This is a genomic window from Streptomyces huiliensis (assembly GCF_020037025.1).
In the GTDB taxonomy this organism is placed as follows: domain Bacteria; phylum Actinomycetota; class Actinomycetes; order Streptomycetales; family Streptomycetaceae; genus Streptomyces; species Streptomyces huiliensis.
Map to the genome: position 1 here is coordinate 1 of NZ_JAIQLH010000211.1, position 23,175 is coordinate 23,175.

The 23,175-nt window shown below is 73.8% G+C and carries 17 protein-coding genes; 7 read left to right on the forward strand and 10 right to left on the reverse strand.

The window, feature by feature from the left end; all coding sequences use genetic code 11:
* A partial coding sequence (locus JNW98_RS27985) for a DUF5691 domain-containing protein (protein ID WP_223771097.1) occupies positions 1–1,431 on the forward strand: 1,431 nt, incomplete at its 5' end.
* A 38-nt stretch (positions 1,432–1,469) separates the two neighbouring features.
* Here JNW98_RS27985 and icmB read toward each other — a convergent pair.
* Entirely contained in the window at positions 1,470–1,883 is a 414-nt protein-coding gene (gene icmB, locus JNW98_RS27990; RefSeq protein WP_185941399.1) for a coenzyme B12-dependent isobutyryl CoA mutase small subunit, read from the reverse strand.
* A gap of 373 nt (positions 1,884–2,256) precedes the next feature.
* On the opposite strand from icmB, the gene JNW98_RS27995 reads away from it, so the two are divergent.
* Together JNW98_RS27995 and JNW98_RS28000 are read left to right on the forward strand one after the other, a co-directional pair.
* Positions 2,257–3,219 carry an esterase/lipase family protein gene (locus JNW98_RS27995; RefSeq protein ID WP_372459336.1) on the forward strand — a complete coding sequence of 321 codons (963 nt, stop codon included), beginning with the start codon at positions 2,257–2,259 and terminating at the stop codon, positions 3,217–3,219.
* 291 nt (positions 3,220–3,510) lie between these two features.
* Entirely contained in the window at positions 3,511–5,100 is a 1,590-nt protein-coding gene (locus JNW98_RS28000) for a M23 family metallopeptidase (protein ID WP_223771099.1), read from the forward strand.
* A gap of 56 nt (positions 5,101–5,156) precedes the next feature.
* Here JNW98_RS28000 and pcrA read toward each other — a convergent pair whose 3' ends face one another.
* Positions 5,157–7,616, reverse strand: a complete 2,460-nt coding sequence (gene pcrA / locus JNW98_RS28005) for a DNA helicase PcrA (protein WP_223771100.1) — start codon at positions 7,614–7,616, stop codon at positions 5,157–5,159.
* Between the two features lie 632 nt (positions 7,617–8,248).
* Between pcrA and JNW98_RS28010 the strand changes: the two genes are divergently transcribed.
* The gene (locus JNW98_RS28010) at positions 8,249–9,358 is read left to right on the forward strand and encodes a C40 family peptidase (protein ID WP_223771101.1); all 1,110 of its coding nucleotides are present in this window, start codon (positions 8,249–8,251) and stop codon (positions 9,356–9,358) included.
* Positions 9,359–9,412: 54 nt separating this feature from the next.
* Here the strand turns inward: JNW98_RS28010 and JNW98_RS28015 are convergent, their stop codons facing one another.
* The 3 genes from JNW98_RS28015 to JNW98_RS28025 form a co-directional block, all read right to left on the reverse strand.
* The gene (locus tag JNW98_RS28015) at positions 9,413–10,117 is read right to left on the reverse strand and encodes a LuxR C-terminal-related transcriptional regulator (RefSeq protein ID WP_223771102.1); all 705 of its coding nucleotides are present in this window, start codon (positions 10,115–10,117) and stop codon (positions 9,413–9,415) included.
* Entirely contained in the window at positions 10,114–11,421 is a 1,308-nt protein-coding gene (locus JNW98_RS28020; protein ID WP_223771103.1) for an ATP-binding protein, read from the reverse strand. Before JNW98_RS28020 ends, JNW98_RS28015 begins: the two co-directional genes overlap by 4 nt.
* Positions 11,422–11,628: 207 nt before the next feature.
* Positions 11,629–13,359: a serine/threonine-protein kinase gene (locus JNW98_RS28025; protein ID WP_223771104.1), complete on the reverse strand. Its 1,731-nt coding sequence runs from the start codon at positions 13,357–13,359 to the stop codon at positions 11,629–11,631.
* Positions 13,360–13,491: 132 nt separating this feature from the next.
* Here JNW98_RS28025 and JNW98_RS28030 point away from each other — a divergent pair, with 132 nt between their 5' ends.
* Together JNW98_RS28030 and JNW98_RS28035 are read left to right on the forward strand one after the other, a co-directional pair.
* The gene (locus JNW98_RS28030; RefSeq protein ID WP_223771105.1) at positions 13,492–14,817 is read left to right on the forward strand and encodes a PspC domain-containing protein; all 1,326 of its coding nucleotides are present in this window, start codon (positions 13,492–13,494) and stop codon (positions 14,815–14,817) included.
* On the forward strand, positions 14,804–15,031 hold the full coding sequence (locus tag JNW98_RS28035) for a hypothetical protein (RefSeq protein ID WP_223771106.1): 228 nt from the start codon (positions 14,804–14,806) through the stop codon (positions 15,029–15,031). The genes JNW98_RS28030 and JNW98_RS28035 overlap by 14 nt, the downstream gene beginning before the upstream one ends.
* Positions 15,032–15,074: 43 nt before the next feature.
* On the opposite strand, the gene JNW98_RS28040 is transcribed toward JNW98_RS28035, so the two are convergent.
* Positions 15,075–15,599 carry a DoxX family protein gene (locus JNW98_RS28040; protein ID WP_372459337.1) on the reverse strand — a complete coding sequence of 175 codons (525 nt, stop codon included), beginning with the start codon at positions 15,597–15,599 and terminating at the stop codon, positions 15,075–15,077.
* 154 nt (positions 15,600–15,753) lie between these two features.
* Positions 15,754–17,349: a glutamine-hydrolyzing GMP synthase gene (guaA, locus tag JNW98_RS28045; RefSeq protein WP_223771108.1), complete on the reverse strand. Its 1,596-nt coding sequence runs from the start codon at positions 17,347–17,349 to the stop codon at positions 15,754–15,756.
* A gap of 319 nt (positions 17,350–17,668) precedes the next feature.
* On the opposite strand from guaA, the gene JNW98_RS28050 reads away from it, so the two are divergent.
* Complete coding sequence (locus tag JNW98_RS28050; RefSeq protein WP_223771109.1) at positions 17,669–17,983, forward strand: chorismate mutase; 315 nt, start codon at positions 17,669–17,671, stop codon at positions 17,981–17,983.
* Positions 17,984–18,609: 626 nt separating this feature from the next.
* Here JNW98_RS28050 and JNW98_RS28055 read toward each other — a convergent pair.
* The 3 genes from JNW98_RS28055 to JNW98_RS28065 all read right to left on the reverse strand — a co-directional run bounded on the left by JNW98_RS28055 (position 18,610) and on the right by JNW98_RS28065 (position 22,998).
* A complete protein-coding gene (locus tag JNW98_RS28055; protein WP_223771110.1) occupies positions 18,610–20,388 on the reverse strand; it encodes a GMC oxidoreductase in 1,779 nt (592 codons plus the stop codon).
* A gap of 60 nt (positions 20,389–20,448) precedes the next feature.
* Complete coding sequence (locus JNW98_RS28060; protein ID WP_223771111.1) at positions 20,449–22,083, reverse strand: succinic semialdehyde dehydrogenase; 1,635 nt, start codon at positions 22,081–22,083, stop codon at positions 20,449–20,451.
* Between the two features lie 168 nt (positions 22,084–22,251).
* Positions 22,252–22,998 (reverse strand): serine/threonine kinase C-terminal domain-containing protein, encoded by a 747-nt coding sequence (locus JNW98_RS28065; protein ID WP_223771112.1) that lies wholly within the window; start codon positions 22,996–22,998, stop codon positions 22,252–22,254.
* Positions 22,999–23,175: the final 177 nt, after the last annotated feature.

The following is a 23,175-nucleotide window of genomic DNA, read 5'->3' on the forward strand; positions in this document are numbered from 1 at the left end:
GTCGCCGCGGGGCGCCGGCCCGAGCCCGCGCCCCCGGACGCCCGTCCGCCGCTGCCCGAGGCGGCCCGACGGCGGCTGGAGCTGCTCCTCGGCGAACGGGCCGCGGTCGGGGACCGGCGCCGGACGTCGGCCCCCGACCTTGTCGAACTGCTCCCCCAGTGGCTGGCCGCCGCCAACGGACACGGCTACCGGCCTCCGGACGCCCTGCTGCCCGGCCTCCTCGACGCCGCCCGGGCGCGCACCGACCTCCGCCCCGAGGCGCTGGCCTTCGCCGGGCTCCGCGGCCTGTGGCTGGCCCGCCTCAACCCGCAGTGGACGTACGCGCTCCGCGCCCACCCGGCGGGCCCGGCGGCGCCCGTCCCCGGCGCACCGGACGCGGCCGACGCCGAGGAGCCGCGACGTCTGTGGCGGGAGGGCCTGTTCGCGGAGCGCCTGGCCGCCCTCACCGCGGTACGGCGGCGCGACCCGGCGGCCGGCCGGGAGCTGCTGACCGGCACCTGGGCCACCGAACGGGCCGAGGACCGGCAGGCGTTCCTCGGCGTCCTGCGCGACGGGCTCTCCCCGGACGACGAGCCGTTCCTCGAAGCGGCCCTCTCCGACCGGGGCCGCGGGGTCCGGGCCCTGGCCGCCGAACTCCTCGGCGCCCTCCCCGGATCCGCCCTCACGGCCCGGATGACGGCGCGCGCCCGCACCTGCGTCGCGCTCGACCAGGGCGTCGTCGTGGTCGAGGCCCCGCACGAGTGCGACGACGGGATGCGGCGGGACGGCATCACGGCCAAACCCCCGTCGGGGCGCGGCGCGCGGTCGTGGTGGCTGAGCGGGATCGTGGAGGCCACGCCGCTGTCCGTCTGGCCGGCGCGGCTGGGCGTCCGCGGCGCCGCCGAGGCGGTGGCCCTGCCGGTCGCCGACGGCTGGCGGCCCGACCTGCACGGGGCCTGGTGCCGCGCCGCCGTCCGGCAGCGGGACGCCGCGTGGGCGCGGGCCCTGCTCGGCTCCGCCACGGCGCCCCCGGCGCCCGAGGGCTCGCCGGGACGGGATCCGGCCCGGCTGCTCACCGTCCTCCCCCCGGCCGAACGGGCCGACTGGGTGGCTCGGTTCGTCGCCGCGCACGGGCTGTCGGACGCGTTCCGGCTGATCGGGGTCTGCGCGGTGCCCTGGGCCGAACCGCTCGGGCAGGCCGTCGTGGACGCCCTGGAGATCGCCCGGGACGCGGGCGGCTATCCCTGGAGCTTCAGCGGTGTCATGGGCCTGGCCGAGCGCTGCCTCGACCCGGACCGGGCCGAGCGGCTGGCCGTACTGGCCGGCGCGGGCGGCACCCCGCCCGAGGACGCCGCTCCGCCCGGGGCGGCCGGCTACTGGGCGGAGGCGTTCCAACGGCTGGCGGGTACGCTCCGGCTGCGTGCCACCATGCGGGCGGAGCTGGCGGGATGACCGGGTTCCGGCCCCGCCCGGCGCGGCGGGCGGAGCCGTCAGGCCCCGGCGGCCTGGCGGACGTTCGCGTTGACCCACTCGACGATCGACGTCGTCGTCGCCCCCGGGGTGAAGATCGCCGCCACGCCCAGCTCCTTGAGCGGCGGGATGTCGGCCTCCGGGATGATGCCGCCGCCGAACACCTTGATGTCCTCGGCGTCGCGCTCCTTCAGCAGCTCGATCACCTTGGCGAACAGGGTGTTGTGCGCGCCGGACAGGATGGACAGGCCAATCGCGTCGGCGTCCTCCTGGATCGCGGTGTCGACGATCTGCTCGGGGGTCTGGTGAAGCCCGGTGTAGATGACCTCCATGCCGGCGTCCCGCAGCGCACGTGCGATGACCTTGGCCCCGCGATCGTGTCCGTCGAGCCCCGGCTTGGCCACCACCACACGGATCGGACCGGTCACTCCCATCACTGCCTCCATGTACGACTGCCGTCAGCCGGCCGCGAGGATCCCGCGCCGAACGGGCCCGGGTGTGAACGAACGTTATCCACAGCATCCCGCAAGCGGTCGTTTCGCGGTGCGGAGGGAGGGGGAAATCACACGTGGGACACCACGTTCGCCGCGGCCCGCACCCGCCTCCCGCCCGCCACACGCCGTACAGCCGCCCGGCCGTGGCACGGCGGACCGCGGGGAGGGCCGCGAAGGGGAGCCGCGACGAGGTCTGCCGCACCGCCGCCGTCAGCCGCACGGCGGCGGTGGCCCGGCAGCAGCGGGCGCGCGGCTGCCCATGAGGGCACACGGGGGACAGGGCACCGGCCTGTGTGCCGTTCGGAGGTCGGCCATGGGGGCCTTGCCCGCCTTATCCCTTGTTCCCGGAGCGATGATTCCCGGATCGCTTGCTTCCGGAGCCTCGTCATCCCCATCCATCGCTCAAGGATCCGCCGTTCACGGATCCGACGGTTCCGGGGCCACGGCTTCCGGCACCACCGGTTTCCGTACCGCCGGCTTCGGCGCTCCGCGCCCCTCGGCCGCTCTGGCGCGGTCCACGGCGCTGGAGCTGGCCATCCTGGCCTGCCACGCGGTGCTGTACCCGACGGGCCTGGCCCAGGAACGCCGCCCGCCGCCCCTCGTCGTACCGCCGGCGTCCGGCGGAGCCGACGACACGGGCGACCGGGTCCCCGTGCTCCTCCTCCACGGATTCGTCGACAACCGTTCGGTCTTCGTCCTGTTGCGCCGTTCCCTGCTCCGGCACGGCTGGCGCCAGGTGGCCGCCCTCAACCACTCGCTCCTCACCCGGGACCTCCGCACCGCCGCCGCGGCGGTGGGCCGGTACGTCGAGGAGTTCCGCGCCCGGACGGGTGCCGCGCGGATCGATGTCGTCGGGCACAGCCTGGGCGGGCTGGTGGCCCGCTACTACGTCCAGCGGCTGGGGGGTGACGCCGCGGTCCGCCGGCTGGTCACGCTCGGCACGCCGCACGCGGGCACCCGGGTGGCGCCGCCGATGTCGGTGCACCCGCTGGTGCGGCAGATGCGCCCGGGCTCCGACGTCCTCACGGAGCTGGCCGCTCCGGCCCCCGGCTGCCGGACGCGCTTCGTCGGCTTCTGGAGCGACCTGGACCAGGTGATGGTCCCGGTGGAGACGGCCCGCCTCGACCATCCGGACCTGATGGTGCGGAACATCCGCGTCAGCGGGGTCGGGCACCTCGCCCTCCCGGTGCACCCGACCGTGGTGGCGGGCATCCGGCTGGCCCTGGCGTCATGGGACGAAGACGGCGACGCCGCCGGGCGGGTCTCCGTCGCGTGAGGTCACGGTGTCGCCTCCGTACGGCCTCCGGCGTCGCCTCCGTGCGACCTCCGGCGCCCCTTCGTGTGATGCGCGGAGACCGCCGGGCAACCTTTGATCGCACCCCACTTGCCCGATTAATGTCGAACGATTTTCGAACGTCAAAGCGACTCCGGCGTGTCCTGTCCACCAAAAGGCGGCCAAATGCCCAGGCTCCCGGCCCGCGAAACGTGAGGAAGATTGTGGCCGTCGCATACCGCCGGGTACAGTCGCCGCTACTTCTCCTGCTCCCGAGGCGAAATGGAAGTGGTGGTGAACGACCGTCACCCATCGGCGGCCCCGGATCCGTCCGTTCCCGCTCCCGATGCAGCATTCGGACACCACCCGTCCCCCCATCAGCACACCGCCTACGGCTGGACCGGACACGACACCGGCCAGTGGGACACCACGAATCAGTGGGGCACCTCCGGTCACACCCAGGTCTGGGACTTCAGCGCCCTCGACACCGGTGGGCAGACCGACTGGGGGCGGGCCCAGGACGGCACATGGGCGACCGGCTCCGGCAGCGGTCCGGCCGGTCAGTGGCAGTGGGAGACGTCGGGTTCGACCGGGTGGGGAAACCTTCCTGGTGGCGGCTGGGAGGGTGACACCTCGGGCCAGTGGGACACCGGGCACTCCGCCCAGTGGGACACGTCGGGCCAGTGGGACACCAGCGGCCACGCCTCGCAGCAGCAGCAACAGTTCCCGCAGCAGCAGTCCGTCGACCACCACGCCATGACCCAGACCTGGGACGCCTCGGCCTGGGCCCGGTCCGCCGATCCCTGGGGCGGCGCCCACGCCGCGGAGACGCAGACCTGGGACGCCGGCGCCTGGGCGGCGGCCGCGGAACCCGCGCCACCGCACGACCCGACGCTGATGGCCGTCCTCACCGACCCCGGCATGGACCCCGTACCACCCTCGCCGGTGTCCGAAGCCGACATGCCGACCATGCACGCCGTGTTCGCCCCGCACCTGGACGACCTCCCCGCGGACGGCCTCGCGACCGGCGACCCCGCGGCGGACGACTTCGACGCGGACGACTCCACAGCGGGCGACGACGACGCCCGGCCCGACGCCGAGGCGCGCGCCGCGGGCGACCGCCCGGTCCGCAACCGGCGGAAGGGCGGTGCCCCCCGCTCCGGTTACCGGCCCCGCCGCAAGGCCCTCCTCACGGTGGCCGTGCCCTCGGTCGCCGTGATGGGCGTAGCCGGTGTGGCCGCCGCGACCGTCGCGTCCAACGGGGGGCACGAGGCGCAGCAGACGCAGGCCGCCTCCGCCCCCGACACGTCGACCGTCAAACTCTCCGCCGCCAACAACAAGCTGGACACCCAGCTCGCCGGGCTGAGCCGGGGGGCGGACGACTTCGCCACGCGCGCCAACCGGACGCAGGAACGCATCGACCTGCGGCTGCGTCAGGAGGAAGAACGGAAGCGGAAGGCCGAGGAGGCCGCCCGCAAGGAGGCGGAACGTCCGAAGTTCGCGCTGCCCGTCGCCCAGCACGGGCTGAGCGCGTACTACGGGCAGGCGGGCGTCAACTGGATGTCCGTGCACACCGGCATCGACTTCCCCGTCAGTTACGGCACCCCGGTCATGGCGGCCACCGACGGCACCGTCCGCACCCAGTACAACGTCGCCTACGGCAACATGGCCATAGTGACCTCCCCGGACGGGACCGAGACCTGGTACTGCCACCTGAGCAGCACCCGGGTGCGTTCCGGGCAGGTCAAGGCCGGCGACGTGATCGCCTACTCCGGCAACTCGGGCAACTCCACCGGCCCGCACCTGCACTTCGAGGTACGGCCCGGCGGCTCGGCCGTCGACCCGCTGCCGTGGCTGCGCGCCCACGACCTCGACCCGACCTGAGCTGACCCGGTCGGACCGGGGGCGGCCCGCCGACCGGCGCCGCCCCCGGCCTCCGGCTACAGCTTCTCGACCGGCGCGTAGCGCAGCAGCAGGCGCTTGGGCTTCTCCTGGCCGAAGTCGATCGTCGCCTCGGCGTTGTCGCCGCTGCCCTTGACCCCGACGACCGTGCCCAGGCCGAACGAGTCGTGCGTGACCCGGTCGCCGATCGCGAGCGCCACCACCGGGCGGTCCTTGGCCCGCCGCGTCGCGAAGCCGCTCGGCCCCGCCGCACCCCGGCCGCCGATACGCGACGACGAGGAGGCCGTGGACCGGCCCGAGGCGATCCCGGACACCGACGCCGACGGCGTGGCGGGACCGGTACGGCGCCACTCGACGTACCGGTCGGGGATCTCCTCCAGAAAGCGGGACGGCGGGTTGTACGCGGGTGTGCCCCAGGCGCTGCGCATGCTCGACCGGGTGAGGTACAGCCGCTCGCGGGCCCGGGTGATGCCCACGTAGGCGAGCCGCCGCTCCTCCTCCAGTTCCTTGGTCTGGCCGAGGGCGCGCTGGTGCGGGAAGACGCCGTCCTCCATGCCGGTGAGGAAGACGACCGGGAACTCCAGGCCCTTGGCGGTGTGCAGGGTCATCAGCGTGATGACGCCGGTGCCCTCAGTGTCCTCGTCGGGGATCTGGTCGGAGTCGGCGACCAGGGCGACCTTCTCCAGGAACTCGGCGAGGGTGCCGGGCTCGTCCTCGGTCCGCTCCTGCTCGAACTCCAGGGCCACCGCCGCGAGTTCCTGGAGGTTCTCGATCCGGGTCTCGTCCTGCGGGTCGGTGGACGCCTGGAGCTCGGCCAGGTAGCCGGTGCGCTCCAGGACCGCTTCCAGCACGGTGGCCGGTCCGGCGCCGGACTCGACGATCGTGCGGAGCTCGTCCATCAGGACGTTGAAGCGCTTGACGGCGTTGGCCGAGCGGGCGGCCATGCCGTAGGCGTCGTCGACGCGCCGGAGCGCCTGGGAGAAGCTGACCTTCTCGCGCAGGGCGAGCGCGTCGATCATGGCTTCGGCGCGCTCGCCGATGCCGCGCTTGGGCACGTTGAGGATCCGGCGCAGCGGCACGGTGTCCTCGGGGTTGGCCAGGACGCGCAGGTAGGCGAGGACGTCCCGGACCTCCTTGCGCTCGTAGAAGCGCACGCCGCCGACGACCTTGTAGGGCAGGCCGACGCGGATGAAGATCTCTTCGAAGACGCGGGACTGGGCGTTGGTCCGGTAGAAGATCGCGACATCGCCGGCCTTGGCGTCGCCGGCGTCGGTCAGCCGGTCGATCTCGTCGGCGACGAACTGGGCCTCGTCGTGCTCGGTGTCGGCCACGTAGCCGGTGATCGTGGAGCCGGCCCCGGCCTCGGTCCAGAGGTTCTTCGGGCGGCGGTTCTCGTTGCGCTCGATGACCGCGTTGGCGGCGCTCAGGATCGTCTGCGTGGAGCGGTAGTTCTGCTCCAGCAGGATGGTCTTGGCGTCCGGGTAGTCCTCCTCGAACTGGAGGATGTTGCGGATGGTGGCGCCGCGGAAGGCGTAGATGGACTGGTCGGCGTCACCGACGACGCACAGCTCGCCGGGGCCCTCCTCGCCCGCCGTCGCCGGGGTGCCCACCAGCTCGCGGATCAGCGTGTACTGGGCGTGGTTGGTGTCCTGGTACTCGTCGACCAGGACGTGCCGGAAGCGGCGCCGGTAGTGCTCGGCGACGTCCGGGAAGGCCTGGAGGAGGTGGACCGTGGTCATGATGATGTCGTCGAAGTCGAGCGCGTTGGCCTCGCGCAGCCTCGACTGGTACATCGCGTACGCCTCGGCGAGGGTCTTCTCGAAGCCGTCGGCGGCCTGCGCCGCGAACGCCTCCTCGTCGATGAGCTCGTTCTTGAGATTGGAGATCTTCGCGCTGAACGACTTCGGCGGGAACTTCTTCGGGTCGAGGTCCAGGTCGCGGCAGACCAGGGCCATGAGCCGCTTGGAGTCGGCGGCGTCGTAGATCGAGAAGGAGGACGTGAAGCCCAGCTTCTTGCTCTCCCGGCGCAGGATCCGCACGCAGGCGCTGTGGAAGGTCATCACCCACATCGCGTTGGCGCGCGGGCCGACGAGCTGTTCGACGCGCTCCTTCATCTCGCCCGCGGCCTTGTTGGTGAAGGTGATCGCGAGGATCTGGCCGGGGTGGACGCCCCGGGCGCCGAGGAGGTGGGCGATGCGGTGGGTGAGGACGCGGGTCTTGCCCGAGCCGGCGCCGGCGACGATGAGCAGCGGGGAGCCGGAGTGCACCACGGCGGCGCGCTGCTGGTCGTTCATGCCCTCCAGCAGCGCGGCGGGGTCCACGACGGGCCGCGGGGCGCCGTCGCGGTAGTAGGCCTCCCTGGGGACGGGCGCGTCGAAGGCGCCGCCGAAGAGGTCGTCCGGCAGCGGCTCGGGGGCCGAGTCCTCCGCGGGAGGCGGCGGCTCCTCGTCGGAAGGGACGAGATCCGCCAGGAAGCTGTCGTCAAAGAGGCTGCTCATCGTCATCCGAGTCTAGGCGGCCCCACTGACAACCCGTCCCGCCTCGGCCTCATGGCCCGGGGGCGGCCGCCGTGGCGCGGGTCACGTCCCGTGGCCGGCGGTGAAGGCGTCGGCCGTGGTCAGCGCCCCGACCGTACCGAAGGAGCGGCTCCGGACCGCCCCTCTGTCCTTGGTCCCGTCTCCCGCTCACGAGGGCGAGGATCACCGTCGACGGGATCGGTTTCCGGCCGATCTCGAAGGTGCTCACCGCGTCGCCCTCCGTGCGGCAGGGCCCGACCGGTGCCATGTCGACGGCGTGGCGGGCTGATCATGGCGCGAATCAGGTGGTCCTTGGCGGCCGGTCCCGGCCGGAAGGCCGGACTCCGAATAAATCGGGTCCCGTAGCGCCAACTCTCCCTTAACCGGGCAAAGATCATTGATTCGGTCAGTTCCGGGTCGAATCCTTCCGCGGGGTCGAGGAGTTCCCGGCCCGCAGCGGTCGTTTCCTCACCGGTTCCGGCCATTAACAGTCATGCGCGTTACCGGCGGATCTCGCGGTTTAGCGTCCTGCCCCAGACGGCGGTGGCCCGGCCTCCTCCCCCTCGTACGGGCCGCCGCCCGAGCCCCCCAGCCTGCCGCCGGACAGGAAGGAAGTGACGGCCACCGTGGCGTCGCACCGCAAGCCCAAGCACCACCCGCTCCTCAGCGGCACCGCCCGGACGGCGGCCGGCCTCGCCCTGGCGGGCGCCGCCACCGCCACCGTGCCGGCCGGCACCGGTCATGCGGCGCCCCAGCGGACCCCGGACGAGGTGAAGGCGCAGGTCGCGCACTACTACCGGCAGGCCGAAGTGGCGACCGAGCGGTACAACGGGGTGAAGGAACGCACGGACCGGGCCCGGGCCGTGCTCGACGGGCTCCAGGACGACGCCGCCCGCCGGACGGAGCGGCTCAACGCCGCCCGGGACGCCCTCGGGTCGTACGCCACGGCCCAGTACCGCGCCGGGGGCATCCCCTCCTCGGTGCGGCTGCTGCTCTCGTCCTCGCCCCGGTACTTCCTGGACCGGGCGTCGATGGCCGAGCGCACCGGGACCCGGGAGGCGTCCGAAGTGGCCCGGGTGCGGGAGGAGATCCGGCAGGTACGCCAGGTGCGGACCACGGCCGAGGCCAAGCTGCGGGAGCTCGAGACCCAGCGGAACGCGCTCGCGCGCCACCGCCGCACCGTCGAGGCCAAGCTGGCCGCCGCGCGGGACCTGCTCCGTACGCTGCCGCCCGCCGCCCGCCCCGCCGCCGACGGGTCCGATGCCACCGGGTCCACCGCCACCGAGGGCGCCCACGCGGCCGGACGCTCGGCGGGGTCCGCCGCGGCGGCCGGCACGGCGTCGCAGCCGGTGGCGCCGGCCGGGCGCGCCCCGACGAGCCGCGCCGCGCAGGCCGTGGCCTTCGCCTACGGGGCGCTCGGCAAGCCCTACGTCTGGGGGGCGACCGGGCCCTCCGGCTACGACTGCTCGGGGCTGACGCAGGCGGCCTGGCGGGCGGCCGGCGTCTCGCTGCCGCGCACCACCTACACCCAGATCAACTCCGGGCACCGGGTCACCCGGTCCCGGCTGGCCCCGGGCGATCTCGTGTTCTTCTACTCCGGCGTGAGCCACGTCGGTCTCTACATCGGCGACGGGAAGATGATCCACGCCCCGCATCCGGGGGCCCCGGTCAGCATCGCGCCGGTGGGCTCGATGCCCTTCGCCGGGGCGGTCAGACCCGCGTAGCGAACCACGGGGTCGGACCGGCGGGGTCGGACGGGCGGGGCCGGGCCGGCGCGGTCACACCAGGCGCCGGGCCGCCGCCCACCGCGTCAACTCGTGCCGGTTGGACAGCTGGAGCTTGCGCAGTACCGCCGAGACATGGGATTCGACTGTCTTCACGGAGATGAACAGCTGCTTGGCGATCTCCTTGTACGCGTAGCCGCGGGCGATCAGCCGCAGCACCTCGCGCTCGCGCTGCGTAAGGCGGTCGAGGTCCTCGTCGACGGGCGGGGCGTCGGTGGAGGCGAACGCGTCGAGGACGAACCCGGCCAGCCGCGGGGAGAACACGGCGTCGCCGTCCCGGACCCGGAAGATCGCGTCGATCAGGTCGGTCCCCGTGATCGTCTTGGTGACGTAGCCCCGCGCGCCGCCGCGGATGACCCCGATGACGTCCTCCGCGGCGTCGGACACGGACAGCGCGAGGAAGCGGACCGGCTCCTCGGACACCGAGATCAGCGTGGCGCAGCGGCGCAGCACCTCCACCCCGCCGCCGCCGGGCAGGTGCACGTCCAGCAGGACGACCTCGGGGCGGGTGGCGGTGATGACGGTGACGGCCTGGTCCACGTCGGCGGCCTCGCCGACGACCTCGACGCCCGTCCGGTCGGTGACCCCGATCTCGGCCTGCACCCCGGTGCGGAACATCCGGTGGTCGTCCACCAGGACCACCCGGACCCGGCGGTCCGCCGGTTCCGTCGTCGGTTCGGTCGTCGTCCCGTTCGTCATGACGTCTGTTCCGCCCTCTCCATCTCCAGCTCCACTTCCGTCCCCCCGTCGGGAACGGAGCGCAGGCGCGCGGTGCCCCCGTTGCGCTGCATCCTGCCGATGATCGACTCGCGGACGCCCATCCGGTCGTCGGGCACGGCGTCCAGGTCGAAGCCCGGCCCCCGGTCGCGCACCGAGACGAAGACCGTACGCCCTTCGACCTCGGCGTAGACCTGGACGGCCCCGCCCTCGCCACCGTACTTGGCGGCGTTGACCATGGCCTCGCGCGCGGCCTGCATCTGCGCCCGCAGCCGTTCGTCGAGCGGGCAGTCGCCGACCACCACCACCTCCAGGGGGACGCCGTGGTGGTCCTCGACCGCGGCGGCGGTGGCGCGCACGGCCTCGGCCAGGGTCTCGGGCTCGTCGGACTCGTCCTTGCCGTGGCCCTCGGGGTTGTAGAGCCAGGCGCGCAGCTCCCGCTCCTGGGCCCGGGCCAGGCGGGCCACCTCCCGGGGGTCGTCGGCGTTGCGCTGTATCAGCGTGAGCGTGTGCAGGACCGAGTCGTGGACGTGCGCGGCGACCTCGGCCCGCTCCTGGGCGCGGATGCGCATCGTGCGCTCGGCGGACAGGTCCTGCGTCATGCGCACCACGGAGGGACCCGCCAGCAGGGCTATGCCGACCAGGACCGCGAGCGACGCCTGCAGGACGGTGCCCAGGTGCTCGGCGGAGCCCTGGAGGACGACGATGCCGGTCACCCCGGCGCCGACCAGCAGGACGCCGGCCGCGCCCCGGGCGAGGGGCAGGACGCGCTTGCGGCGGCTGACCTCCACCCAGTGGGCCCGCCGGGCGTTGTCCGCCTGCCGCCAGACCATGGCGACACCGGCTCCTATCAGGACCAGCGGCCAGACGTAGACGTTGGCGCGGCCGATGTGCAGCCGGTCGAGGAGGATCGCGGCGCCCACGATGAGCGCGATGAACGCGAAGACCTGACCCCGGTCGGGCTTCCGGGAGAACAGGTGCCTCCGGCCGTCCGCCGCCACCCCGCCGTCCGCCTGGCGGGCCTCGACGCCGCCCACGCCGAGCGGTACGACGAACCAGAAGACCGCGTAGAGCAGCGCACCCATGCCCTGGGCCATGAGCAGGGCGAGGAAGACCAGGCGCACCCAGGAGACCGGCACCCCCAGATGCCCGGCGAGGCCGCGCGCCACGCCGCCGAGCATCCGGCCCTCGGCGCTGCGGTAGAGCTTGCGCAGGGGCACGGGGTCGGGGGCGGCGGGCGCGTAGGCACCGCCGGCTCGGGGCTGCGTCGTCGATGCGCCGGTCATGGCACGATCGTCACACGCCGTGGCCGCCCGCGGTATCGGGGTCGTCCCTGACCTGACCCCGATCCTTCCCCGACCTGCCCCTGCCACCGACCCTGGGACCGCCCTCGGCGAAGCCCCCGTCGATGCCTTCGCCGCGGTCCTCGCCGAAGCCCTCTCCAAGTGCCCTGCCCGGGGCGCCCGCCCGAGCCCGCGGCCGAGGGCCACGGGTCAGTGCGGGAGCACGCGGAACCCGTCCCGGACGGCGTCGAAGACCGGACGGTGGCGGTCCCACCCGGCCGAGGGCGCGGAGAGGTAGACGGCGTACTCGTCGCCGCCCGCGCGTCCGAAGCCCAGGTCGATGGCCCGGTACTCGCGGACGCGGCCCTTGAAGGCGAACTCCCAGACGGCGGCAGGGTCCCCGCGGAAGGCGGTGGCCTGCATGCGCAGCCGCCGGTAGCCGTCGACCTTCGTCCTGACCTGCTGCTCGACGTCCTGCCAGTGCTTCAGCGGATCGGGGCTCGCCAGATCCAGGACGTTGACCTTGAGGTCGACGAGGCCGGTGGGGTCGATGTAGTCGACCTCGACGGCCGACTTCTCCCTCCGCGTCCACCCCTTCGGCACCGGGAAGGCGACCCCGAGGCGCTTCTCGGTCACCAGGCGGTAGCCGGGCGGTACGGGAGGCGGCGAGGACGGCGAGGGCGTGGGCGTGGGCGTGAGTGAGGCCGTGCTCGGTTTCGGCTTCGGCGGCGCGGCGTCGTCCTCCTCCTTCCCGCCGGGAAGAAGGAGGAAGGCCCCGACCGCGGCCACGGCGCCCAGCACGGCCGCCACCGCGACCCACCGGCCGGCCCGCCGCCGGCCGGCCGGGCGCTCCGGCGCCGGCCGGGTGCCGGCGGGGTGAGAGGGGACGGGCACCTCGGCGGGCACGGGAGGAGCGACGGCGGTGGGAGCGGTCGGCCGCGGGCCGGGAGCCGGGGCGGGGGTGGGCGTGGGAGCGGGGGCGGGCGGTTTCTCGCCGGGCTCGGCGCGGGGCGGCGTCACGGCGGTGGTGGCCTCGGACCGCTCCTCGGGCCCGCCCGCTTTCTGTGTCGGGTGACGGACCGTCCCCGGCTCGGCGGCGGGCTCGCGCAGGATCTGCTCGACCAGGTCGGCGGGGGGCCGCAGCTCCGGGTCCCGGGACAGCAGGGTCTCGATCAGCCGGGTCAGCGGACCGGCGCGCAGCGGCGGTTCCAGTGGGTCGACGGCGATGGCGTACGCCGTCTCGACGGGCGTGGGCCGCTGGTACGGCGTCCGGCCCTCGACCGCCTCGTACAGCGTGGCGCCCAGCGCCCACAGGTCCGAGGCCGGACCCGGGCGGGCGCCCCGGACCCGTTCGGGCGCGATGTAGTCGATCGAACCGACCATCTCGCCGGTCTTGGTGAGGGTGGAGTTCCCGGCCAGGTGCGCGATGCCGAAGTCGGTGAGCACGACGCGGCCGTCGTCGCCGAGCAGCACGTTCCCCGGCTTGACGTCGCGGTGCAGGACGTCGGCCGCGTGGGCGGCTCGCAGCGCGGCGATCATCCCGCGCCCGATCCTGGCCGCCTCCTCGGGCGTCAGGGGCCCCTTCTTGAGGACGTCGCCGAGGGTCTTCGACGGCACGTGCTCCATCACGATGCAGGGCAGCCCGTCGTCCTCGACCACGTCGTGGACGACGACCACGTTGGGGTGGCTGATCCGCGCCGCGCTGCGCGCCTCGCGGCGGGTCCGCTCGTAGAGGGTGGCGAGCTCCTCCTCGTCCAACCCGTGGGACACGTGCAGTTGCTTGACCGCGACGTGGCGGCCCAGCAGCTCGTCCTCGGCGAGCCACACGGTGCCCATGCCCCCGCGGCCGATGCGCCGGAGCAGCCGGTAGCGGCCGGCGAGCAGGCGGCCGGGGGCCGGGCCTGGCACGCCGGCCGGGGCACCGGACACTGACTCGGACACCGCGCGCCCCTCCGGATGACGACTGTCTGTTCGATGCGCCACCCTAACCGTCCCGATCTCAGGGTCGATCTCAGGGAAGGGCCAGGGTCATCACGGATGCCGCTCGGCGGCCGCGGTTGACACCATGTGCTCATGACCGACGCACCGCCCACCGAGAACCCGCGGCACGGAGACGCGCCACCCGCCGCGTCCAGGCCGCCGCTGCGGCGCAGCCGCGACCACAAGGTGCTCTCCGGCGTGTGCGGGGGCCTGGGCCGCTTCTTCGACCTGGACCCCGTGATCTTCCGGGTGGTCCTCGGGGTCTTGGCGGTCACCGGCGGGTTCGGGCTGATCGTGTACGGCTTCGCGTGGCTGCTGATCCCCCTGGAGGGCGAGGAGGAGAACGAGGGCCGCCGGATGCTCTCGGGCCGGGTGGACGGTCCGGCGCTGACGGCGGTGCTGTGCGCGCTGGTGGGCTGCGGGCTGTTCCTGTCCCTGCTCAACAACAGCGGCGCCATGTCGTTCTCGCTGATGCTGACCGTGGTCCTCGTGGGGACGGCGTACTGGTCGCAGCAGCGCCGGACGCCCGACGCCGACGAGGAGACGGCCGCGGTACCGGGCGCCGGGCGGCCGGTGAAGGCGCAGAAGGCCGTGGACGCGCCGCCCGAGACCCAGGCGCCCCCGCCGCCCGCCGTCCCGTCCTGGTGGCGGGACCAGCCCTTCCAGGTGTCTTTGGCGGTGCCGTTCCACAGCACCGGCTACCTGTGGGGACCGGACGACGGGCCGCACGACGGCACCCCGAGGAAGGAGCGGCGCGGACGTCCGGCGCGGGACGGGCGGCAGCTCGGCGGCTGGACGGCCCTGCTGGCCCTCGTGGCGTTCTCGGCCGGCACCGGGCTCACCTGGCGCGGGCAGCCCCTGGGCACCTCGCTGGAGACCGGCCTGGCCTGCGCGCTGGCCGTCTACGGGCTGGGCATAGGCGTCAGCTCCCGCTACGGCCGCACGGGCGGCGGGACGGTCACCGCGGCCGTGCTGACCGCGCTGCTGCTGGTGGGGGCGGCCGCCCTGCCGAAGTCGGTGACCACGGAGTGGCGCCGGGTGACGTGGCGGCCGGTGAGCGCGGCGGAGCTCCGGCCGGAGTACGAGGTGGGCACCGGCGTGGGCACCCTCGACCTGTCCGGCCTGTCCATACCGGCGGGAGGGCAGGCGGCCGGGAAACCCCTGACCGCCCGCGCCGAGGCGGGTGCCGGACAGCTGAAGGTCGTCCTGCCGGACGACGTCACGGCGAAGCTGACCGTGGAGGTGGGCATCGGATCCATCAAGCTGCCCGACGACGGCCGCCGCGACGTGGACGTCAAACCCCGCCAGAGCAGGCGGGTGACCGTGGCCCCGCGGCCGGGGCACGCCTCGCGCGGCACGCTCGAACTGCGGCTCAAGGCCGGTCTCGGCGAAGTGGAGGTGACCCGTGCGGCGCCATGAGTTCGAACCCGGGAAACTCGTCGTCGGGCTGGTGCTGCTGGGCGGTGGGCTCGCCTACCTCGCGGCGGCCGCGGGCCGCTGGCACTTCCCCGCCTTCGTGCTGCTGCCCGCCCTGGTCGGGGGGCTCTGCCTGGCGGGGGCCGTCTCCTCCGTCGGCTTCCTCGTCCGCCGGCACCGGGCCGCCCGCGCGGGGAAGCGGGTCGAGCGGCACTGAACCGCCGCCCGGCTCGGGTGCACCCGGCTTAGGAGAATCCGGCTCAGGTGAACAGGGCGCCCCGCCGGGCGCGCGCCCGGCGGCGGGGGCGGACCGCGTCCAGCGAGAGGAGGGGCGCTCCCGCGATGACCAGCGGGAGCCAGGCCATCAGGTAGGGGAGGTCGTTGCCGTAGTAGTAGGGGGTCGCGGGCCAGCTGACCGTCAGCCAGAGGCAGAGCGAGATCAGCGCGCCGCCGACCGCCGCCGCGCGGGCGAACAGACCGAGGAGCGTGGCCGCGCCCACGGCCACCTCCCCCACGCCGATCGCCCAGCCGAAGCCGACCGGGCTGCGCAGTCCCAGGTCGACGAGCCAGGGAGCCCCGGCGCCGTCCCGACAGGAGCGCATGAGCTCCCCGAGGGATCCGGGGCCGTCGCTCGCGAGGAAGGCGCCGTCGGTGAGCTTGTCGAGCCCCGCGTAGAGGAAGGTGACGCCGAGGAAGATCCGCAGCGGCAGCAGTGCGTACCGGGAGGGCGACGGGCTTCCTCCCGTACCGCCGCTCACCGCTTCTCCTCGCCCCAGGAGTGTCATGCCGTCCACCGCTCCTCTCGCTTCCCGGCCCGGGCGGCGCCTGTCCACCCGCGCCCCGGTCATGCGTCGTACTCCCCCGACCCTACGAAACGCCGCGCCGCCCTTCGTCCACAGCTGTGGACGAAGGGCGGCGCGGGCGGGACTCAGGGAGCGGTCACTCCCACTCGATCGTCCCCGGCGGCTTGCTGGTCACGTCGAGGACGACGCGGTTGACGTCGCGGACCTCGTTGGTGATGCGGGTGGAGATCTTCGCCAGGGTCTCGTACGGCAGGCGCGACCAGTCGGCCGTCATCGCGTCCTCGGAGGAGACCGGGCGCAGCACGATCGGGTGGCCGTAGGTGCGGCCGTCGCCCTGGACGCCGACCGAGCGGACGTCGGCCAGCAGGACCACCGGGCACTGCCAGATCTCGCGGTCCAGACCGGCGGCCGTCAGCTCCTCGCGGGCGATGGCGTCGGCCTCGCGCAGCAGGTCGAGGCGCTCCTTGGTGACCTCGCCGACGATGCGGATGCCGAGGCCGGGGCCCGGGAAGGGCTGGCGCTGGACGATCTCGTCGGGGAGGCCGAGCTCCTTGCCGACCATGCGGACCTCGTCCTTGAACAGCTGGCGCAGCGGCTCGACGAGCTTGAACTCCAGGTCCTCGGGGAGGCCGCCCACGTTGTGGTGGGACTTGATGTTCGCGGTGCCCGTGCCGCCGCCGGACTCGACGACGTCCGGGTAGAGCGTGCCCTGGACCAGGAACTCGACGGGCTGGTCGTCCGGCGCCTCGGCGACGATCTCGGCCTGGGCCTGCTCGAAGACCCGGATGAACTCCCGGCCGATGATCTTCCGCTTCTCCTCCGGGTCGGAGACGCCGGCGAGGGCGGTCAGGAAGCGCTCCTGCGCGTCCACGACCTTCAGCTTGACGCCGGTCGCGGCGACGAAGTCCTTCTCGACCTGCTCGGTCTCGCCCTGGCGCATCAGGCCGTGGTCGACGTAGACGCAGGTCAGCTGGGAGCCGATGGCCTTCTGGACCAGGGCCGCGGCGACTGCGGAGTCCACGCCGCCGGACAGGCCGCAGATGGCGCGCTTGGTGCCGACCTGCTCGCGGATGGCCGCGACCTGCTCCTCGATCACGTTGCCCGTGGTCCAGGTCGGCTCGATGCCCGCACCGCGGTAGAGGAAGTGCTCCAGCACCTGCTGGCCGTGGGTGGAGTGCATCACCTCGGGGTGGTACTGCACGCCGTAGAGCTTCTTCTCGTCGTTCTCGAAGGCGGCGACCGGCACCAGGTCCGTGGACGCGGTGACGGTGAAGCCCTCGGGGGCGGCGGAGCAGGCGTCGCCGTGCGACATCCACACCGGCTGCTCGGCCGGGGTGCCCTCGAAGAGGGTGGAGGACGGCCGGGAGACGGACAGCGGCGTGCGGCCGTACTCGCGGGCGCCGGTGTTGTCGACCGTGCCGCCGAGGGTCGTGGCCATCAGCTGGAAGCCGTAGCACATGCCGAAGACGGGGACGCCGGCCTCGAAGATCTCGCGGTCGAGGGTCGGGGCGCCCGGTTCGTAGACGGAGGAGGGGCCGCCGGAGAGGATGATCGCCTTCGGCTTGCGGGCGAGGATCTCGGCCACCGGGGTGGTGGACGGGACGACCTCGCTGTAGACCCGGGCCTCGCGGACCCGGCGGGCGATGAGCTGGGCGTACTGCGCGCCGAAGTCGACGACGAGGACCGGCTCCGCGGTGTTGTCGTGGGCGGCGGGGGGTGGTGCTGCTGACACGGGAGCGGCCCTTCCGGCGGTCGAGGGTGGGGGGTCTCTATTTGTCGATTCTACCGGGAAGGGGGTGGCCGCTTTTGTCTCACCATCCGAATGCGGTTGGCTCCGGGACCCCCCGGGGGCCATACTGTCCGCCATGCGCGAGCACTCGACCTTCGTCTTTACCTATGGCACCGGCCCGTCCGGCTGCCATGGTCGTGCTGCTCAGCGATAGAACAGCGACTTCCACGAGCGCCCCGGGCCGGCCAAGGCCCGGGGCGCTCGTGCGTTTCTCCACAGGGCCGCGCCGACACCGGGCCCCGGACCGAGGAGAACACCGGACATGAGCACCACCACCGCCGCCACCGCCGCCCCCGCCACCCCTGCCGCCGACACCGGCGCCCGCACCGACGAGGCCGCCCGTCTGATCACCGGCGCCCGCGAGCGCATCGACGACCTCGACGGCAGGATCATCGGCCTCGTCCAGGAACGGATCGCCGTCTCGGAGCGGATCCAGCGAGAGCGCATCGCCTCCGGCGGCCGGCGCGTCAGCCTCTCCCGCGAGATGGAGATCCTGACCCACTACAGCGACCAGCTGGGGAAGAACGGCACCGTCCTCGCGATGACCCTGCTCGACCTCTGCCGGGGACGCGTCTGACCGACCCCCCGGGGGAGGGTGGCGCGGCGGAAACCCGCCGCCCGTCCCGTCACCCGTACGGCGCGTGACCGGGCGCGGACCGGCTTCGTTGGAGTCGGTGTCCGCGCCAGCCAGGAGCGGCCCACCTGAATCCACGCGTGGTCTCCGCCCCTGTTCACCTGGGCGCCCGGCACCGACAGGGCGGATTCCACCGGAGTGTGAGACGTGCGCCGACGCGCGTCGTGGGACCTCACTCCGGTGGTACGGCGGCCGGTCGGCAGGGGACAGCAGCCCGGCCGCCACCAAGGAACGGTCGGTTCCGGGGACGCCTGGAACCGACCGTATCCACCCCGAACGGTTGCGTTCGACGCGGTTCATACCCCACGATGCCAAGAGGGCGCCAACTCCCTCTCGCCGTACCGTCATTGGTCGGACCACCGGAAGAAACGCCCCCGCACCACCCGAGGACCGACGGCGCTCCCCCCGGCGCCGTTCCGCGGCACCGGTCCGCCCTGTTCACCGGTGCCGGCTGTCAAGGGCCCCGTGGCCGTCCGCACGCCCCCGCGTAGACGGTCCGGGGCCCTTCGCCTGCCGCGCGCCGCCCACGACGGCCGTGCGCGGCGCGCGCTCATTACCGCGCCGCGCGCTCACTCCCGCGGCGCGCGCGGCACCGGTGGTACGGGCAGGAACGGCAGTCGCAGCGCACCGAACGCGTCCTTCGGCACCACCGGATGGCTCGGTTCCACGGCGGCGACGCGCTCGTAAGCCCTCCCCTGCTCGGGACGGGGGTCGGCCTCGCCCTTGTTGGGCCAGAACGACATGGCCCGTTCGGCCTGGGCGGTGATGGTCAGCGACGGGTTGACGCCGAGGTTGGCGGTGACCGCCGAGCCGTCGACCACCGAGATCGACGGATGTCCGTAGACGCGGTGGTACGGATCGATCACGCCCCGGTCGGGACCGGATCCGATCGTGCAGCCGCCCAGGAAGTGGGCCGTCAGCGGAGTGCCCAGCAGTTCCCCGACGTTGCTGCCGGCGTACCCGTTGATCTCCTCGGCGATCCGCGTCGCGGCCTCCGTCGCCTCGGGGATCTGCACCGGGTTGGGCGTGCCGTGTCCCTGCCGCGCGGTGAGCAGGCCCTTGCCTGGTCCACGCCGCCGGAGGCAGGTGGTCAGGGAGTTGTCCACCGACTGCATCACCAGGCCGATGATGGTCCGCTCGGACCAGCGGCGCTTGGAGAACGACCGCAGCAGGACGACCGGGTGGCGGGCGCACGACGCGGCGAAGCCCAGCACGCGCGGTACCGCCCGGTCGGCGAACGGGACCAGCGGGATGGACAGGAAGCCCATCGCGTTGGAGCCCTTGCCGTAGCGGACGGGCTCGATGTGCGTGTCCTCGTTGGGGTGCGCCGACGAGGTGATGGCCACGCCGCGCGTGAAGTCAGCGCCGGTGCCGTGCACCCTGCGGTAGCGGCGGTCGTCGGTCTGCGCACCGAACAGCGCTTCGGAGTTGGTCCTGGTCAAGTGGCCGAGGCGCGGGGAGAGTCGGGGCAGCAGACCGCGGTCGCGCATGGTGTGCAGCAGCGTCTGTGTGCCGTACGTGCCGGCGGCGACCACCACGTGTTCCGCGCGCAGCACCCGGGGCGGGGCGCCGCGCCGCCGGTCGGCGGGGACGGTGACCACGCGGCAGCCGCCGTCGCGGAGTTCGCTCAGCGCGACGACCTTGGTCAGCGGGTGGATCACGGCTCCCGCCCGTTCGGCGAGGTGGAGGTAGTTCTCGTTGAGGGTGTTCTTCGCGCCGTGCCGGCAGCCGGTCATGCACTCGCCGCACTCGGTGCAGGCGGTGCGCGCCGGTCCCGCGCCGCCGAAGTAGGGATCCGGCACTTCGGTGCCCGGTGTGACGGGGGTGTTGCCCTCGCCGTCCCGTCCGTCGCCGAAGAAGACGCCCACCGGGGCGGCATGGAAGGTGTGGCCGAAACCCATCCGTTCCGCGGCGGCCTTGAGGTGGACGTCCGCCGGCGTCGTCGTCGGGTTGAGCCGTACGCCCAGCATGCGGCGTGCCTGCTCGTAGTAGGGCTCCAGCTCCTTGCGCCAGTCGGTGATGTCCGCCCACTGCGGGTCGGTGAAGAACGAGGCGGGCGGTACGTAGAGGGTGTTGCCGTAGTTGAGCGAGCCGCCGCCGACGCCGGCGCCCGCGAGGACCATCACGTGGCCCAGTACATGGATGCGCTGGATGCCGTAGAGGCCGAGGGCCGGCGCCCACAGGAAGTTCCGCAGGTCCCAGGAGTTCCTGGGCAGCGAGTCGCGGGTGAAGCGCCGGCCGGCCTCCAGCACCCCGACGCGGTAGCCCTTCTCCGACAGCCGGAGGGCCGACACCGCGCCGCCGAAACCGGATCCCACGACGATGACGTCGTAGTCGAACTGTGCCACCAGTACCTCCGTGCAGGGGTCGGGGTGTGCGGGGCGGGGCTGGGCGGCGCGGCCGGGGCGTCAGCGCAGGCGGAGGGCCTTCAGCGCGCGCAGGCCGCCGGTCATCAGCCGCGCGTACGCCGCGTCGTCCAGTCCGAAGGACGGCGCGAGCGGGACGAGCCGCTGGTGGGCCACGGTCTGTGCCTCGGTGAACTTGAGTATGCCCTCGGCGCCGTGCCGGCGGCCGATCCCGGACTCCCCCATGCCGCCCATGGGCGCGGCGGCGCTGCCGTAGGCGGCGGCGTACGCCTCGTTGACGTTGACCGTGCCCGCCCGCAGCCGGCCGGCGATCTCGCGGCCGCGGCGGCCGTCCCGGGTCCAGACGCTGGCGTTGAGGCCGTACGGCGTGGCGTTGGCGAGGCGTACGGCCTCGTCCTCGTCGTCGAAGCGGTAGACGGAGACGACCGGGCCGAACGTCTCCTCGGCGCAGACGGCCATCGGGGACTCGACGCCCTCGAGGATGGTGGGCTCGTGGAAGAGGGGGCCGATGTCCGGGCGGGGGCGCCCGCCGGCGAGGACGGTGGCTCCCTTGGCGACGGCCTCCTCGACGTGCCGGACCACCGTCTCCAGCTGCCGCCGGGAGGTCAGCGAGCCCATGTCGGCGCCGTACGACAGGGACGCGCCGAGCCGCAGGGCGCGGGTGCGGGCGGCGAAGCGCTCCAGGAAGGCGTCGGCTATGGAGCCGTGCACGTACAAGCGCTCGATGGAGATGCACAGTTGTCCGGCGGTGGAGAAGCAGCCGCGGACCGCGCCGGCGGCGGCCTTCTCCACGTCCGCGTCGTGCAGGACCAGCATGGCGTTCTTGCCGCCGAGCTCCAGCGAGGCGCCGACCAGGCGGGCGGCGGCGCGCTGGGCGACGTCGCGGCCGGTGCGGGTGGAACCGGTGAAGGTCACGTAGTCGGCGCGGGCCACGACCTCGGGGCCGACAACCGGCCCCTCGCCCAGGACCACCTGCCAGAGCTCCTCCGGGAGCCCCGCCTCGACCAGCAGTTCGCGGGCCCACAGGGCGGTGAGGGCCGTCTCGGTGTCCGGCTTCATGACCACCGCGTTGCCGGCCGCGAAGGCCGGGAGGGCGTCGCCGACCGAGAGCTCCAGCGGGTAGTTCCAGGGGGCTATCTGACCCACCACGCCCCGGGGGCGGCGCAGTTCGGTGACCTTGGTGAGCAGAGGCAGCACTCCGGTGTGTGCCTTCGGCCGCAGGTAGGCGGGAGCGCTGCGGCCGTAGTGGCGGGCGGCGACGGCGACGGCCTGGATCTCCTCGTGCGCGTGCAGCCGGGCCTTGCCGGTCTCCAGCTGTATGAGGTCGAGGACCTCCGACTGCCGCTTGAGCAGCAGGTCGTGGAAGCGCAGCAGGACGTCCGCGCGGCGGCGCACCGGTATGTCCGCCCACCGGCGCTGCGCCGCGCGCGCCCGCTCGAAGGCCGTCGCGACGTCCTCGGGGGTCGACTCCGGGAGGCGGGCCAACACCTCCTCGGTGAACGGGGTGTGGCTCGCGGTGGTGCCGGAACCGGTCACCCCGCGGGTGAGGCGGGCGACGAGCGCCGGGGTGACCACCTCGGCCGCCGTCCGGGTGTCCCCGGCCGGCGCGACGGGGTTGCCACCCGGTGCCGCGGGGGTCTGCGTCGCCACTGCTGTGCTGTGCCGCGAGTCCGTCATGAGGGCGAGCGTAGGCGGGGACGCGGCCGTTTGGATACCCGCAAGTAGCCTGTTTTCACCGGTCATCCACAATCCCGCCAGTGGTTGGTGGCGCGATTTTTCCGTCGGCGGGCGCGCCCGGGGCCGCTCGGACCGCGGCTGCTCGGGCCCTGGCTCCTCGGGCCCTGGCTATTCGGACCGGGCGAAGCTGCCCAGCACGGTGTCGAACTGCCGGCGCCCCTCCGCGGCCTGCGCGGCCGGGGCGGACACCCACACGTCGTACGTCCTGCCGCCCTCGTTCCAGCAGACGTCCTCGGTGCGCCGCGGGCCGGACGTGTCCTCGAAGCCGTTCCAGGTGAACTGCCAGGAGGCCGCCTGGTTTCCGTTGTGCGTGGTGCGCGAGACGCGGCCGTCCCGGTACCCCGGGTAGTGGTCCGGGCCCTGCGCGGCGGAGTCGCGCATGAAGCCGTACGGGCCGCCGTCCTTGGGGCCGGAGACCAGCACTCCGATGCGGAACTCCCGGTCCGGCGAGTAGTAGAAGACGCGCGGCGGCTCGGACGAGCGGGTGTAGCCGTCGGGGACGGCGAGCGTGAAGCCCGCCGGGTCCTCGACCACGTGGTAGCCCGCCGGTGCCTTGCCCGCCGCGGGGGACGCCGGCGGGGTCGGCGAACCGGACGGCGGAGCCGCCGTGGCGGTGTCCGCGGCCGGTCCCGAGGCGGGGGCCTTGTCGGCGGGCCGGTGCGGTCCGGGACGTGCGGGCGTGCCGGAGGGCCGCGCGTCGGACGGCCGGCCGGTGGCGCTGAAGGCCGGGACGGGACCGCGGGCGTCGTCCCGCTCCCCGTCCCTCCCGAGCACCAGCCAGGCCGCCACCCCGGCGCCCAGTCCAGCGAGGGTGACCAGGGCGACGCAGGCCAGCACCGCCGTACGGACCCGCACGGTGCGACGCGGTCCACCGGGCGTCCCGGGGGGCGGGACGAACGCCGCGGGGGGCGTGGTTGGCGGCGTGCCCGGACCAGGCTGACCGGGCTGGCCGGGTTGGCCGGGTTGGCCGGGTTGGCCGGGTTGGCCGGGCTGATCACTCGGGCCGGTCGGACCGGTCCGACCGGGCCGCGC